The sequence below is a fragment of the Paenibacillus sp. DMB5 genome, from assembly GCF_001517085.1.
GTDB lineage: Bacteria > Bacillota > Bacilli > Paenibacillales > Paenibacillaceae > Paenibacillus_AQ.
In genome coordinates this window covers 22,019-37,508 of record NZ_LRAC01000016.1, presented here as the reverse complement: position 1 = coordinate 37,508, position 15,490 = coordinate 22,019, and the positions used below count along the sequence as shown (strand labels likewise).

Here is a 15,490-nt window from a genome sequence, read left to right as displayed (position 1 = left end):
ATCCATTCATTTCTAAACGGTTTTTGCTGAAAATGAGCTTTTTTATGCATATATTATCCTTAGTGTAGGAGTGAACAAAGTGCAGGAGGAGAAGCAGGAATTTCTATTTTGTGTGGAGCAGGTGAAAAGGGCCGGCGCCTTCAGCATGGACACCGACCATTTTCATGAAACCTATGAAATCTATTATCTGCTTGCCGGGGAGCGCAGCTACTACATCAACAATCTGGTCTACTCCCTGCGCAAGGGCGATCTGATCTTCATTAACCGCAATGAGCTGCACCGGACGATGGCCAAAGGCGCGGTACGCCATGAGCGCATCCTGATCAACTTCCGCCGGGAATTTTTGCAGGGGATGCTTAGCGGCAATGGCCTGGAGTTCCCCTTCTTCAATGTGCAGTGCCTGCTGCTGCGGCCGGATGCGCACGAACAGGGCACCATTGAGAACCTGCTGTTTGCGATGCTGAAGGAGCAGCAGGAGCCGCGGGGCCACCAGAGCCTCTATCTGCAGACGCTGCTGATCCAGTTCCTGATTGAAATGAACCGTATCCGCGAAAGCGCGCAGGCCGCAATCACCCCGGCCAATGACGAGAAGCAGCGCAAGGTATATGAGATTATCGAGTATCTGCAGGCCAGCTACGGCGGAACTGTAACACTAGAGGAGCTGTCGGAACGGTTCTACCTCAGCGTTCCGTACCTGTGCCGCCTGTTCAAGCAGACGACCGGCTTCACGATTATTGAGTATCTGAACACGATCCGTGTTCAGGAAGCCCAGCGGCGGCTGCGGGAGAGCAGCGACTCCGTCACAAGGATTGCCGAGGACACCGGCTTCGACAGCATCGCCCACTTCGGACGCGTATTCAAGGCAATCGCCAAGCGCTCGCCGCTGCAGTACAGGAAGCAGAACCGTTGAAGGGATAGGCCGGCCTCCACTGCTCGCAGGCGCGATTATTCTATTATAATCTGCGGGCAAGCAGACAGACCGAACCGGACAAAAGCATACCGTTCCTGGTAGACGTGTGTATCCGGCGGCAGGTCCTTGTCCGTCCAGCCCGGTTTGTCCTTGAAGCTGTCCGGCCCCACCTTAAATACTTCTCCCTTGATATGGTGATGGGGCCCGAGCAGATTGCGGCAGCTGCCGGTCAGGATCAGCTCAATGTCGTTACAGCCTGGCACGAGATACGGAGTGATATCTGTTTCGTACGGCTCCCACATAAAGGTCTGCACCTTCGTTCCGTTAATGAGCAGCTCGCTGACGATGGCATCCGGCACATTCCTGAAGCTCCACTTCGCAGACGAGATATTCTCCATGTCTATATCAAACGTCTGGTTCAAATGAATACTCCCGGCAAAAAACGGGAACCCCTGCCGCGTCAAGTCTCCGGCACTCACCTGCTCCGGGGCTTCTGTCAGGACGAAAGGCCCTTCCGTCCATACCGCCCTGCGCTCAGTGTCCTCATATGACCCGGCAGACTCCACTCCGAAAGAGCCCAGCAGATAGATGCTCTCCATCTCTTGCTCCAGCGTCAGCTTGTTGCCCTCTGCCTCGAACTGCTGTGCCCGCTCCAGCTTGGCCTGCAAATCAGCCGAGTGGCGGAACTCCGTCTTCAGTATGACCGTATTCCGGCCGGATACGGCCATTCCCTGAATATCCAGCCTGCGCATGGAGATATCTCTCCACCAGCCGCAGTCTGCAGAGGACACGGGTGTACCGTTCAGAGATATTTCAAACGCCTCCGGCTGCTCCAGCACGAGGTAGAGCTCCCGCCTGCGCCGGACATCAAAGGCTACATCAAATTCAAAGGCCAGCTCGATCAGAACGGAGCGCCCCAGGGCAAGCAGCTGCTCCTGGATGAAAATTACCGGCTGCGGCCCGGACCATGCTCCGCCATCAATGCGCACCCGGGCATTGTCCAGGATTAAGCTGTTCAGGTCGATGCGGGAGATTTGCCACACGGGGTCCAGTTCTTTAAAGTGCCGGTCTTCCGCAGAGGGAGCTGATAATGCACAGCTGTTGACAACCGGAAGCTGATCTGCCCCGCCGTACCGGTCTTCCGCAGCTGCCGGAGCCTCCCGCAGATCCTGCTTCAGCATCAGGGACTGCCCGGCCTGAAGCGACAGGCGCAGGCGGACACCGTCTGCGGACGCATCCTGCGGCAGATGCCTGATCTTCCCGGTTTCGAGATCAATCTGCGATACCGGCCCTTGCCCGCTCAGCTCAGCCGTCAGTCCGGTAAAGGCCTCCGTACCGGAATTGACCAGATAATAGAGCAGCGATCCCTCAAGCTCCAAGGTCCGCAGATTAAGCTCATCTGCAGCAATTGCCCCGCCGGCCTCATCCAACAGCCGGATTGTCGGTGCACACACGGCCGAAACCGACTCAGACACCGCGCTGCAGCTCCATCCGGGCATAACGGCAGCCCGCCTAAGCTCAGCCAGCCTGCCGTCCTCTTCCCCGCCGGTCAGCACGGGAAAAGCCTGAAAGGCGATCAGTCTTCCGCCCTCAGCGGTAAACTGCTCAAGAAGCTCCACCGTAGTCTGATCCAGTGTCAGGCACGGCGGAATAATCACGACCCGGTAGGCCGCCTCCCCGACAATGAACCGGCCTTCGCTCACCCTGCCGTGCCCGGCAATAATGCTCTCGCTGCCGTAGTCATGCTCGATCAGGCTGCGGCACAGCCATCTGGTCAGCTCGGCGAAGGACTCATGGTAAGGTATAACAGCTGAGGAATCCCCGCCGCACTGCAGAGTCCAGGCTGTGCGCACCGGATGAATCAGCAGCACCTCTGCCCTGCCTTTGCCCTCAGAGAGCAGCATGGACAGCCGGGCAAAGTAGTCATTGAAAGCCTTGTAATCCCCCCACCACGGCTGCTGATAGAACAGGGACGGCGGATAATCGCGCTTGCGCAGCCCGCGCAGTGAATAGCTCTGCAGATGCTGGCAGAGCAGATTGATGCCGTGCACAAACTGCCATTCGCCGATCCGCTTCAGCTCAGCCAGGCTGACGTTCCAGCCGGAGCAGCCGAAGCTTTCGGTAATGGTCCGTTTCCGGCCAAGCTGGTGGGCTACGGAGCTGACCTGCTTGGGTACCAGCGGATCACTCCCGGTGAACCGACCGAGCCAGTCACAGCCGGGAATCTGCTGGTGCTCGTAGAAGGCCATCGGGTCGCCGACAGAGGTTACCTGATGCATCAGCTCCTGCTCATCAACGACATGGCCGGTTGCAGACCAGCCCTTCCCGGCACACCACTCCCCGATCTGCCTGGCATAGGCCTGGGTGAACATATAGGTTACGGTTTCCCAGTAATCATATCTCGCTTTGCTGCTGCCGCCTGTTTCAAGAAACAGGGAGGGCAGGATCTCCTTCACATCGTAGCCCCTGCGGGCTGCAAAAGCCTCCTCCAGCTCAAACGACCACGGCAGGCCGCCGCGGGCGAACTGCGGCTCATCCGTGAACACGCCCTGCAGCTCTGTACCGTATTGCTCTCCGAAGGTATTCCAATAACGCACATATGCAGCATCGATAAATGCACCGACCGCCTTCCGGCTCAGCGTATCGGTGTAATACGGATTGAGCTCGTAGCTGATCCTGAGACTGGCGGCGCCTTCCTCACCGGGAGCCAGAAGCCGGTAGCTCCGGCTCTGCTCCTCGAAGGCATACCAGCCGATGGTCTGCTCCTTCGTCCCGTGAAACGGGGCCTGTTCACAGACCAGCCTCTTCTGCTGGTACTCCGGTCCTTTGGCCGGAATCTCCCCGTCGGCGAAGCCGCTGGGCCAGCCGTTCTCATCATACAGCCAGGCCTGCATACCAAGCCGCGGCCCGCCTCAAGGGACACCCGGACGGCTTCCATCCATTCCGGGCCCATATACGGCGTCTTCAGCCCGCTGCGGGCATGCATGAAGAAGCCTCCGCACCCGCCCGGTGCATCTCCTCAATCTGCCGCTCCAGCTCCTCCTTCTCCAGCCTGTCATTCCAGGACCAGAACGGGACGGAGCGGTACTCCGCCGGCGGGTCACCCAGCATATTCCATAGCTTCGTCATTGTGCTGAGTTCACCCTTTCAGGCACAGGGAGAGCAGATCGTCCACATGTGCTGTTGCCAGACATTCCACCGTATCCGCAGCACCATAATAGATTTTCACCTCACCGCTGTCCTCCAGGATCATGCCGCCGGGAAAAATAACATTGTTGCGGAAGCCCCCGTCAATCTCGTAGCTTACCTCCGGAGCAAGCAGCGGCTCCTTGTACATTCCGATAATCTTGCGCGGATTCTCCAGGTCCAGCAGCATGATCCCTGCAGTATACCGCTTCTTCCAGGCCGGCTCCCAGCCGTGCTTGCCGCGGGAAGGATCAATATCCACTGCATGGAAGGTCGTCAGCCAGCCTTTGTCTGTCTTCACCGGAGGAGCGGCCGGACCTACCTTGTCATTGGCGAACGGCACATGCTCCACGGCGAACAGCAGATCTGATTTGCCCCAGTATTTGAGGTCGGGCGACTCGGAAATCCAGGTGTCAAAGCGGTCCTGTCCGCCCCGGCTGTATACGGTGAACGGACGCTCCAGACGGACATAATTGCCGCCGATCTTCTCCGGAAACAGCACCATATTGCGCAAATCCGGCGATGACAGGCTGAGAATTTCAAACGACTCGAAATCATCCGTTACCGCGATTCCGCCCCTGATCCCGTGTTTTGTATCCACAGCAAAGCACATATAGCAGCGCCCTCCGATGACGCTCAGGCGGGGATCATAGGCGCGGATGATCTCTTCGTCGTGCAGCTTGAAGCATTTTCGCGGACTGACCTCCCAGTTGATGCCGTCATCGCTGAAGGCAATACCCAGGTCTGTCGTATGATGCGGCTCAATGGTCTGGTCGGCAAGTGAACCATAATCGTTGCGGAACACCATCACATATTTGCCGTTGAACCGGGTTACGCCTGCATTGAATACAAGCGCTGTAGGATAAGGAACCCGTGAAGCATCAAGCACCGGATTGCCCGGATAACGCCGGATGAGCGGGCTTGAGGTCAAAATAGCTGGAACCTGGGCTGTCATTGTAAATCCCTCCTGATTCAAAATCATGTATTATCCATACGTTGTTATAAGAATTTTTATCAATCTATCAAACACTAAATCTGTATTCGTTGCGGCTTATCCCTTTAGCGAACCGGCTGTCATCTGCATAAAGGATTTGTTGGCGAACACGTAGGCTACCAGAATCGGCAGAATCGACAGGCAGGCACCGGCCATCATGTAATGGGTCTGCGAGGCTGCGGAGATGCCGTATTTCAGATTCGCCAGTCCGACAGTCAGGGTCTGCAGCTCCGGCTTCGTCATGGTGAACACAAGCGGCAGCAGATATTCATTCCACGCCCCGCGGAAGGTGAACAAAGCGCCTACGCCGAGGCCGGGGCCGAGCAGCGGCAGAATGATCGTCCAGAAGGTGCGGGAGAGTGAGCTCCCGTCAATCCGTGCAGCCTCGTCCAGCTCCCGCGGAATGCCCTTCATAAAGCTCAGCAGGATAAAAAAGATCGAAGCGTGCGCCGATATCAGAATCAGGATGACCCCCCATAGCGAGCTGTGCAGATGCAGCTTGACCATAAGATCGAACTGCGGCCGCAGCACCACCGCCCCGACAGCGACGAACATGGTGAAGGCCTGGAGGCTGACGTAGATTTTTTTACCGGCAAAGTCCATCCGGTCCACTACATATGCGGCCATCGAGGATACCAGCAGGGTACCTGCTACCGTGGACAAGGAGACGATCAGGCTGTTCACCGTATAGGTGGAGAAATTAGCCTGCTGCCAGGCCTCGGCATAGTTGGAAAACTGCCAGCTGTCCGGCAAAAAGGTTGCGCCTGTCGTCAGCTCCATATTGGTTTTGAAGGAGCCCAGGATCGTTATCACCACAGGCACCAAAGTAACAAAGGCAAAGGCCAGCAAAAAAATCCATAATACCATTCTGCCCGTTAGTTCTCTTACTCTCATCTCACATCACTCCTCAATCCATCCGGTTCATCCGTCTGGAGGCATAGAAATAAACCACCGAGATCATCCCCACGATCAGCGCGGACACAAAGGCAACCGCACTGCCGTACCCGAATTCCTGCACCTGGGTTGCAGCCGAGCTGCCGCCGACAGGGAAGAACAGCTTGTAGAGGTAGAGGAACATCACTTCCGTTTTGCCGGCAGGGCCGCCCTCGGTCAGCACCATGATGCTCTCATAGCCCTTCAGCGCATTGATGATCGCCAGCATAATAACCATCTGCAGCACCGGCCCCAGCATCGGCAGGGTGATAAACCGGAACTGCTGTATTTTATTAGCCCCGTCCAGAGCTGAGCTCTCGTAGACATCCTCGGGAATATTCTGCAGCCCGGCCAGAAACAGCAGCATGTAATTGCCGACCGCTCCCCATACCGCTACAAGAATGACGGTAAGCATCGCATATTTCGGGCCCAGCCAGTCAATACCGGAGGAGGACAGGTTAAATTTGATCAGGAACTGGCTCAGAATTCCGTTGTATGAATTGAATATGGTGAAAAAGACCACCGCCATAACGGCAGTACTAATAATCGTCGGCATAAAAAAGACCGCCCGGAGCAGCTGTCTGCCCCTGATCTTACGGTTCAGGACCGCCGCCAGCAGCAGAGACAGCGGTATGGAGAGAAGCAGCTTCCCTCCGGCATACACAAAGGTATTCACTACAGAATCCCAGAACTGGGCATCCTGCAGAATCCGGCTGAAATTATCGAGTCCGATAAAACGGGCTGTACCATAGCCCTTATAGTTGTAAAACATATAGCGGAATGCCCAGGCTATCGGGTAGATGCCCAGCACGATGGTGAGTATTGCACTCGGCAGCAGATAGCTGTAGGCAAAAACGGCATTCTTGGTTCTGTTCATGGTTCTTCACAGGCTCCTTCCTGTTGGCTGCCAATGAATAAGGAGGGGTACAGCCTAAGTGCAGCCCCTCCTTACCCTCTCTTTATTTGGCGAATTTTCCGGCAAGTGATGCAGGATCAAAGCCGGCATCCGGCTCAGCCTTCAGGCCGTCGTTCTTGATTGCGTCATCCAGTGCCGCGTTATAGCGCTTATTCAGATCGGCAATAACAGCATCCAGGTCGCCGCCGTTCAGCATATATTTGAAGAAGGCATCATCCGATTTCATGCCTTCAGGGGCAACTGTCGGATAGACCGGCCATACCCCGTCATACTGGTTCGGCAGGAAGCCTTCAATGCCGTTTACTTCGGGGGTCTTGGCAACGGCACTGACCGAAGGCACCATCGAGATGCCGTATCCGTTCTCCTGGTAGGCGGTCAGAATCTGATCACTGTACATGTACTCCATGAACTTCCAGGCTGCTTCCTTATGCTCAGACTTGGAGCTCAGGGCCAGCCACTGGCCGCCCAGGAAACCGGATGCTCCTTTGGCATTGCCGTCAATAGTCGGGGCGGGAGCCGCAGCCCAGTCAATTTTGGCCGGGAACTGATTGCTGTAAACGCCCGGCTCAGAGGAGAAGCTCAAGTACATGCCGATCTTGCCTTCTGCGAATTGTGCGCGCAGCGGATCGATATCCAGCGATTCCACACCCGGCAGCATGCTGCCGTCATCCTTGATCTGCTTGAAGGCTTCAATGATCGGCTTAAACCCGCTGAAGTCAAAGCGTGCCGTCCGGAAATCATAACCGAAGCCGCCAAAGCCGCTCATTTCCGCGATAACCCGGGCAGAGCGTCCAAGCGCACTGGGCGGGCTCTTGAAATTCTGGGCGAAGCCGTAGGCACCGTCTGCCTTACCTGCTTCTGTCAGCTTTTTGGCTGTTTCTACCAGCTCCTGCAGGGTGGTTGGCGGACTGGTAACACCCGCCTTGGCGAACAGGTCCTTGTTATACACCAGACGCATCGTCGTGCCATAGTTCGGCAGACTGTAGCGTTTGCCGTCGAAGGTGTTCAGATCCTTCATTTCCGGAAATTTTGTCTTCATTTCTTCAGACAGGTATTCGTCGATTGGAGCCAGGTATTCTTTTTTGTAAAAGGTTCCGATGGTGTTCTCCTTCACCCGGATCACATCCGGCGAGTCGGCCGTCTGGAAGGACAGGTCGAGTGCGGTATCGAAATCATCGCCCTTAACGACCAGCTCCACCTCAATGCCGTCCGTATTCGTCGCATTAAATTCTGCGACCTTTTCTTTTACAAAGTCGGCATCATGCCGGTCACCTGTCCAATAGCTGATTTTGGTTTTTTCGCCTGCAGCCCCCGGTTTCTGGTCTCCCCCGGCATTCTCTGTATTATCGGAGCCGCCGCATCCTGCCAGCCCTAATGCCAGCACTGTACTCAGCGAAGCCAGAAGCAGTTGTTTCTTCATTCTGATAACCCCCTCATATGGTCCAACCTGTGGTTGCCTTACACCTAAATTATAGGGCAGGCCGCTTCTTCGCATAATGCGGGTAAACCCACATTAAGGGCAGGTTTCTGCTGAACAATAGCGAACGGGAATGAACTTCCTGCCCTGCAGCAGCTCGTTCATCCCCGTAGAATTGCAAGCTATATCCCCTTAATCAGGCCTTGCCCTGATAATAGATTTTGAACTCCGAAGGAGTCATGTCGGTATATTTCTTGAACACCTCGCTGAAATAACGCCGGTGCTCATACCCGAGCTCCATGGCGATCTCCTGCACCTGCAGGCCTTCAATCAGCATCGCCTTGGCCCGTTCCATCTTCTCGTGCATTACAAAATGCTGAAAGGAAATGCCCGTCACCTTCTTGAACAGGTTCGAGAAATAACCCTGGCTGAGATTGATCTGCCTGGCTACCTGCTCCAGCGTCAGACTGGTATGCAGATTGGCGCAGATGTAAGCTTTAGCCTGATAGATAATGCGGCTGGATTCGGTGGAGCGCTCCTCTTCGATCCAGCGGCAGCTCTGCGCACACAGCTCCTCAAGCAGCAGGCGGATTTCATGCAGCGGCGGATGCGGGCGGCTCTTCAGCTGGTTCACCTGCTGCTCCAGCACCTGCACCTTCTCATGCGGGAACAGCTCCAGCATGACCCGGCAGATTTTGAACGCCAGCTCATAGCCGATGCTCTCTACATACTGCGGTGCGGGCAGCGGGCTCAGCTGCAGCAGCTCCCCGAAAATATTCAGCAGAATAAGCCGGCTCTTGTCCTCATTGCCGGAGCGCAGCGCAAACAGGAAATCCTGCTCGGCGGCGGCGGAATAGCTGTTCACAGCCTGCGGCTTATGGACGATGTTGGTATAGCTGTACACCGCATTCCCGTCCGTATAAAAGTGATAGGCCAGCGCGCTCAGCGCCTGGCTGTAGGAATCCGCCAGCTCATGGATTGTCGGGACACAGAGCCCCACGCCGACCGATAAGGTACAGCGGGAATACCGGCTGACATTGGCACAGCAGGCCTCTGCAATCTGCGCGGCAATCTCAGAGTCAGCCGTATTCATAATACAGACATAGCGGCTCGCCGCCTCACGGAATACAACACCCTTTGTCCACTCGGCAACGGTCTCCTCTAGAATATTCTGCAGACTGAACCGGATCAGCTCGATTTCCTGTACCGGCTGGCGATAGTACTTCTCTGCAAAACCATCGATTTCTGCGATAAACACCGCGAAATCTTGCTGCGCAAGCGGGATGCCGAGATACTCCCAGCGTGAATGGGCGCTGTGCTCCGCGGTCTGATGCTGCATCAGAAAGGCCAGATATTCCTGTCGCAGCACCGGCAGACTCTCCTTGATCCGGAGCTCCATCGCCTGGATCCGCTCCTGCTCCACCCGCTCCTGCAGGCACTGCTCCTTGGCCTTGAGTACGACGTTCACGATCTCATCGATTGCAAACGGCTTTTTGACAAAATCCATCGCCCCCAGCCGGATCGCCTGCTGTGCATATGCAAACTCTGAATAGGCGCTTAGAATGATAATTTTGCAGGCCGGGGCAAACTGCAGGATCGCCCGGGTCATCTCCAGCCCGTCCATCCGCGGCATCCTGATGTCCGTAAGCACAATATCCGGCCTCCGGCTGCGGATCATCTCCAGCCCCTCCTCGCCGTCGAGTGCTGTCCCGGCTACCTCGATCCCGTGCTCCTCCCACTGCGGCTTGCGCGCGATCATCTCCACCACACTTTTGATATCGTCGATAATGCATAATTTAACTGCTCTGGTCTGCCGGTAGTCCATAACTGCCTCCCTCCTCTCTCAGCGGGCTGAGCGGTATCCACAGATCGGTGCGTGAGCCCTTCCCCGCCTCGCCGGATAGCTCCATTCTGGCTGCATCACCGTAATAGAGCTGAAGCCGGTGCCTGATGTTGACCAGAGCATAGCCTTTTTTGGAATATTCCCTTCCGGCCATCCCCTGCTCCACCTTCGCCGCATCCATTCCTTTGCCGTTATCCTCAACCGCAATATGCAGCAGCGTCTGTTCCAGCGTAATGCTTACCGTAATCACCCCGCCGCTCCGGCGGTCGGCAAAGCCGTGCTGGATGCAGTTCTCGACAACCGGCTGCAGCAGAATTTTCGGGATGGGCACTTTCATCACTTCTTCATCCTCAATAAAGACACGGTAGTCGAACAGGTCCTCATAGCATTTCTGCTGAATCGCACAGTACTGCTGCACATGCAACAGCTCATCCTCAAGCGGGATCAGATCCCTGCCGCCGCCGAGTCCCAGCTGGAACATCTGCGACAGGGACAGGATCATCTCGTTGACATCCTCATTTTCCTCCATGACCGATTTGCAGTAGATCGTATTAAGCGTGTTATATAAAAAGTGGGGCTCCATCTGCGCAGTCAGCGCCCTGATCTCCGCATGCCGCTTGCCCTCTTCGTTCTTGCGCACATCCTCGATCAGCGCCTTGATTTCGGCCATCATCCGGTTAAACTGGAAGCCGACCTGGGCGATCTCATCCTGATACCTGCTCTCAAACGTCACACCCAGCTGATTCTCCTCTACCCTGCGCATCAGTCTGCTCAGCTTGAACAGCGGTCCCAGCAGCGCCGCCGTAAGCTTGTTCGAGAAAAACCATGCCGTAAGCAGAAAAATCAGAATGACCGCAACAATGGTCCGCTGGATGCCCTTGAGCTGGCCCAGCAGCTGGTCCTTGGACTGCAGTCCGCCAGCGTCCAATCCGGTGCTGCGCTTGAGCGCTTATAATTAATCAGATATTCCTCACCGCCGAATTTGTAAAAGAAGTTCCCCTCTCCGCTCTCTTGACTGCCCGGCAGGAAATCCCGGCTCTGCTGCCCGTTCAAACTGCTTTGAAGCACCTCATCGCCTTCCGAATTCAGCAAGAGATATTGCCGGTCGTTCCCTGCGGTATTCTGGCCCAGCAGCGAAGCGAGCCTATTCTCTCTGATATTGACTACGATGAACACATTGGTCACCGGAGTGTAGTCATAAATTCCCCGCACCACAAAGGAGACCACGCGCTGGCTGCCTGTAAACAGCCGGTCGTAATGGCCTTTCGCCCAATAGCCGCCGGGACTTTTTCTGCTGTTGTCATACAGCTCTGAGCCGTAGAAGGAGTGATCCTGCGTCCGTGCCTGGGTTGTAGAATAAAAATCACCGATCGGTGTGGCAATCAGGACATTCTCGATCATCGGCTCATTGAAGGTAACCTGGGACAATACATACTGCAGCTCCGAGAGGCGTACATAATAGCTGGATACGTCATGCGCCTGTACATCCAGCATCATTTTCCTGTAGGCATCGCTCAGCATCAGGGACTGAACCGACATGGCCACATCATTCAGCCGGTAATCCAGCAGCTGCAAAGTCTTGTCTACAGTCTCCCTGCTGTTGTCAAAAGCATTATTCTGGATTTCCTTCCCGGCAATCCGGTAAGTCAGTATCCCCATGGCCGTAATTGACAGCGTTATCAATATCAGAAAAGAAAACAGTACCCGCTGCTTGATGGATAGCCGGTAAAACAGGCCGGTGAGCTTCCCCCAAATCAGACTCCCCCATGCCGTTATATTCTTCATTCGCGCCGCTCCTTCCCGCAGCCTCCATAATCCATATGTCCGTCTTGAACAGACTATATTTGTCTGTACCATACGACTTCTCCGGGGAAGGTGTCAACAAAATAAAACCCTGTTGAAAAAAACTCAACAGGGTTCAGCAGTTCCGTATAAACCTTTTGCATTAGCAGATTATTCCTTGACGCCTCCCAGCGCCACGCCTGCGATGATATATCTGGATAACAGGAAATACACCACAAACAGCGGCAGGGCGGTCAGCGCCAGGCCCATATAGATAGAGCCAAACTCCGTTTTGTAAATATCGCCGCGCAGCAGACTCACCATGACCGGCATCGTATATTTTTCCTTCTGGGTCAGGAGGATGAGCGGCATGAACAGGTTGTTCCAGTTGGCCACAAAGGCAAAGATCGCCTGGGTTGCGACCGCCGGCATCATCAGCGGCAGGATAATCCGGTTAAAGGTTTTGAACTCACCGGATCCGTCGACGCGGGCAGCTTCCACGATCTCCAGCGACAGCGTTGCGAGCAGATACTGGCGCATGAAGAACACCACCGCCGGTGCGGCAATTGCGGGCAGGATCAGCGGCAGGAAGCTGTTGGTCCAGTGGATTTTATACATAAACTGATAGAACCCGATCGCACTCGCCTGGGAAGGAATCATCATCACGCACAGGATAAAAGTGAAGAACGGCTTGCGCAGCTTCCAGTCGTAAGTGACAAGACCATAGGCCGCCAGCGACGAGAAGTAGACCGTCAGGATCGTTGCCGAGCTTGAGATGATAAAGGAATTCAGGAACCCCTGCACCGGATCAAAGCTCTTGTCCAGCAGCACCCGCAGATTGTTCATCATATGGCTGGACGGAAGCAGGGACAGGCCGCTCTGAATTTCCGCTGTTGACCGGGTAGCGTTAACGAACATGATCCAGAACGGGAGGATGCTGAGGACCGCCAGAAAGATGCAGACAACATAAATAATGGTCTTGTTGATCTTCCGGGTGACGGCTCCGCTTTTATGATTATGGTCCATATGCTATACCTCCCTCACAGCTGCTGCTTTGGCTGATTTCCGGTAATTTTTTTCCGCTTTCTTCAATTTCTGCGCATCGCGGTCACGCATCAGATAGAACACCAGTCCGGACAAAATGGCCGCAATCACAAACATAATCATGCTTGCCGCCGCAGCACGGTTATACATATAGCTTCCCTTGAACGCCTGCCCATAGATGAACATCGACGTAGTAAGCGTAGAGTCGTCCGGTCCGCCTGCCAGGAACAGCTGCGGGATATCGAACATCGTCAGACCGCCGATCATTGAGGTAATGAGCGTAAACAGGAGAATGGTCCGCAGACTCGGAAGCGTAATCCGGAAAAAGGTCTGGAAGCCGTTCGCACCGTCAATCGCCGCAGACTCGAAGAGAGCGGGGTTAATGCCCATAACGCCTGCGACCAGAATAATCATGGTGTTGCCGTACCACATCCAGAACTGGATGAATGCCACGATGCCTCGCGCGGTTGTCTTGTCCTGCAGGAAGAAGATTGGAGCATCAGACCAGCCCATCAGTTCAAACAGGCTGTTCACGGGACCCATCGGATAGGCAAACAAAGTGCTGAACAATACGGCAATCGTACCCGCTGTGATGATATTGGGCATGTACAGCAGCACTTTAAATGCTCCCTGTCCCTTTATGTTGAGGCGCTTGTTCGTGAACCATGCCGTGAGCAAAAGCGCAAGAGCAATCTGAGGGATAAAGTTAACGATCCAGAGCAGTCCGGTGTTGATCAGGGATTTTCTGAAGGATACGTTGTCGAACAGCAAATCCTTAAAGTTTTGAAAAGGGTTATCCAGTATATGAATCGGTTTGGGTATCAGCCCCTGCATATCTGTAAATCCGATGACTGCGGTGTAAAGAATGGGATATAACGAAAAAATCAGAAAAGCCAGGACAAACGGAAACGTGAAGATGTAGCCGAATTTTGCGTAGTTCACACCTTTGCGGCGCATGATCTCACCCCTTGTTATATGAAGGGACGGGATGAGTTCCCGCCCCTTCCATTTCTTTTTGTCTTCTTATTCGCTGTCGATGCCAAGCTGGTCCTTGACCTGCTGCTTGAACGTTTCGATCGCTTTATCGCGGTCTTTGTTGCCTGCAGTATACTCACGTACCTGGTCGCGCCACAGCTTGTTAATGGTTTCATCATACTGGGTAAGGTTCTTACCCGAAGCGTTGGCGTTGGCCGGAACAAACACGTCGAACATGTTCTGACCGCCGAGCAGCGGCACTTCACCGTTGGATTTCGCCATTACCACAGAGGAGGCAACGCTGTCCTTGGTACCCTGCTCGCCATCTTTCATTGTTCCGTTAGCCCAGTAATACTGCAGGCCTGTTTCGGAGGTATCGAGTGTTATCCATTTAATAAAGTCTGCTGCAGCCTGCTTCTTGGCGTCGTCCTTGGTAACGTCCTTGTTGGCAAGCAGCCAGGTGCCGCCCCAGAAGAAGCCTGTCGGAGATTCGGTAACGGCCCAGTCGCCGTTCGTGTCTTTCACCTGGCCGTTCATTACATAGTTAATGAGCCATGCCGGACCGAAGAATCCGAAGACAGGCTGAGCGCCGGCGCCGGACATATCCGCATACCAGGCTTCCGTCCAGTCTGTTGTATCGTTGTGGTAGCCGTTGTCCTTCAGCTTCTTGGAGAGATCGAGGAACTCCTCGCGCTTAGGATCGATATGCAGCTTGCCGTCGACAATCCAGCCTTGTTCCGAGCTGTTTTCAATGGCATGCCAGATATCCCCGTCACCGGAAACGATGCCGTAGCCTTTGGCCTTCAGCTTCGCAGCGGCTTCATAGAATTTATCCCAGCCTGGTCCGACTTCACTCTTGATTGTTGCCGGATCGTCAGTTCCAAATACATCCTTGGCAATCGAGCGGCGGTAGATAAAGGCACCGCCTGTCGCCTGGTAGCCGAGGCCCTTCAGCTGGCCGTCCTTGCTGCCGATATCTATGGAATATTGGGCAATGCCCGCATCCTTGACCATTTGATCGTCAAGCCCGAGGTCCGCATAGTTAGCTGCATAGCCGGAAGCGTCACCTTGTGTATATTTGAGAACGAACGCCGCTTCAGCTGCAAAAATATCCGGTGCATCCTTCCCGCCAGCTGCCAGGGCCTGGTCAAGCGCAGGCTGATAAGCGCCGTCGGTCGTTGCAATTACCGTCGTTTTGAATTCCACATTGGCGTCGGGATGGGTCTCCAGGTACTTTTTGGTCATGTTCGGAATCTCATCGGTGAAGCTCCAGAGATTGATCGTCACCTTTTCCCCGCCACCTTTGGCCGGAGCCTCGGATGCAGCAGCTGATGCTGCCGGACTTGCTTCAGAGCCGGAAGAGTTTGAGCCAGAATTAGAGTTGCCGCCGCACGCTGTAAGTGCAGTTGACATCACCAGCAGTGCAGAAATCCCTGTAAACACACGTTTCAACCTTTTCATACTTTGCCTCCCCTTTTGTGTATGCCTGC

General features: G+C 54.8%; 13 protein-coding genes. 1 reads left to right on the top strand and 12 read right to left on the bottom strand.

Going from position 1 to position 15,490, the window contains the following annotated elements:
• The first annotated feature begins 79 nt into the window (after positions 1-79).
• Positions 80-910: an AraC family transcriptional regulator gene (locus AWJ19_RS03975; RefSeq protein WP_347231082.1), complete on the top strand. Its 831-nt coding sequence runs from the start codon at positions 80-82 to the stop codon at positions 908-910.
• Between the two features lie 35 nt (positions 911-945).
• Here AWJ19_RS03975 and AWJ19_RS03970 read toward each other — a convergent pair whose 3' ends face one another.
• The 12 genes from AWJ19_RS03970 to AWJ19_RS03925 all read right to left on the bottom strand — a co-directional run bounded on the left by AWJ19_RS03970 (position 946) and on the right by AWJ19_RS03925 (position 15,461).
• A complete protein-coding gene (locus AWJ19_RS03970) occupies positions 946-3,804 on the bottom strand; it encodes a glycosyl hydrolase (RefSeq protein ID WP_068721753.1) in 2,859 nt (952 codons plus the stop codon).
• A 70-nt stretch (positions 3,805-3,874) separates the two neighbouring features.
• Positions 3,875-4,039, bottom strand: coding sequence for a hypothetical protein (locus AWJ19_RS35070; RefSeq protein WP_157889932.1), 165 nt, complete (start codon positions 4,037-4,039; stop codon positions 3,875-3,877).
• Between the two features lie 10 nt (positions 4,040-4,049).
• Entirely contained in the window at positions 4,050-5,051 is a 1,002-nt protein-coding gene (locus tag AWJ19_RS03965; RefSeq protein WP_068721751.1) for a glycoside hydrolase family 130 protein, read from the bottom strand.
• A gap of 96 nt (positions 5,052-5,147) precedes the next feature.
• Positions 5,148-5,984, bottom strand: coding sequence for a carbohydrate ABC transporter permease (locus tag AWJ19_RS03960; protein WP_068721749.1), 837 nt, complete (start codon positions 5,982-5,984; stop codon positions 5,148-5,150).
• 13 nt (positions 5,985-5,997) lie between these two features.
• A complete protein-coding gene (locus tag AWJ19_RS03955) occupies positions 5,998-6,900 on the bottom strand; it encodes a sugar ABC transporter permease (RefSeq protein WP_068721747.1) in 903 nt (300 codons plus the stop codon).
• An 82-nt stretch (positions 6,901-6,982) separates the two neighbouring features.
• A complete protein-coding gene (locus AWJ19_RS03950; protein ID WP_068721745.1) occupies positions 6,983-8,359 on the bottom strand; it encodes a sugar ABC transporter substrate-binding protein in 1,377 nt (458 codons plus the stop codon).
• Positions 8,360-8,552: 193 nt separating this feature from the next.
• The gene (locus AWJ19_RS03945) at positions 8,553-10,181 is read right to left on the bottom strand and encodes a response regulator (protein WP_068721743.1); all 1,629 of its coding nucleotides are present in this window, start codon (positions 10,179-10,181) and stop codon (positions 8,553-8,555) included.
• Entirely contained in the window at positions 10,153-11,127 is a 975-nt protein-coding gene (locus AWJ19_RS36225; protein WP_241781591.1) for a sensor histidine kinase, read from the bottom strand. Before AWJ19_RS36225 ends, AWJ19_RS03945 begins: the two co-directional genes overlap by 29 nt.
• Positions 11,043-11,984, bottom strand: coding sequence for a cache domain-containing protein (locus AWJ19_RS36220; RefSeq protein WP_241781590.1), 942 nt, complete (start codon positions 11,982-11,984; stop codon positions 11,043-11,045). The genes AWJ19_RS36225 and AWJ19_RS36220 overlap by 85 nt, the downstream gene beginning before the upstream one ends.
• A 168-nt stretch (positions 11,985-12,152) precedes the next feature.
• Positions 12,153-13,007 (bottom strand): carbohydrate ABC transporter permease, encoded by an 855-nt coding sequence (locus AWJ19_RS03935; RefSeq protein WP_068721741.1) that lies wholly within the window; start codon positions 13,005-13,007, stop codon positions 12,153-12,155.
• 3 nt (positions 13,008-13,010) lie between these two features.
• Positions 13,011-13,982, bottom strand: coding sequence for a sugar ABC transporter permease (locus AWJ19_RS03930; RefSeq protein WP_068721739.1), 972 nt, complete (start codon positions 13,980-13,982; stop codon positions 13,011-13,013).
• Between the two features lie 66 nt (positions 13,983-14,048).
• The gene (locus AWJ19_RS03925; RefSeq protein ID WP_068721737.1) at positions 14,049-15,461 is read right to left on the bottom strand and encodes an ABC transporter substrate-binding protein; all 1,413 of its coding nucleotides are present in this window, start codon (positions 15,459-15,461) and stop codon (positions 14,049-14,051) included.
• Between the last annotated feature and the right edge of the window lie 29 nt (positions 15,462-15,490).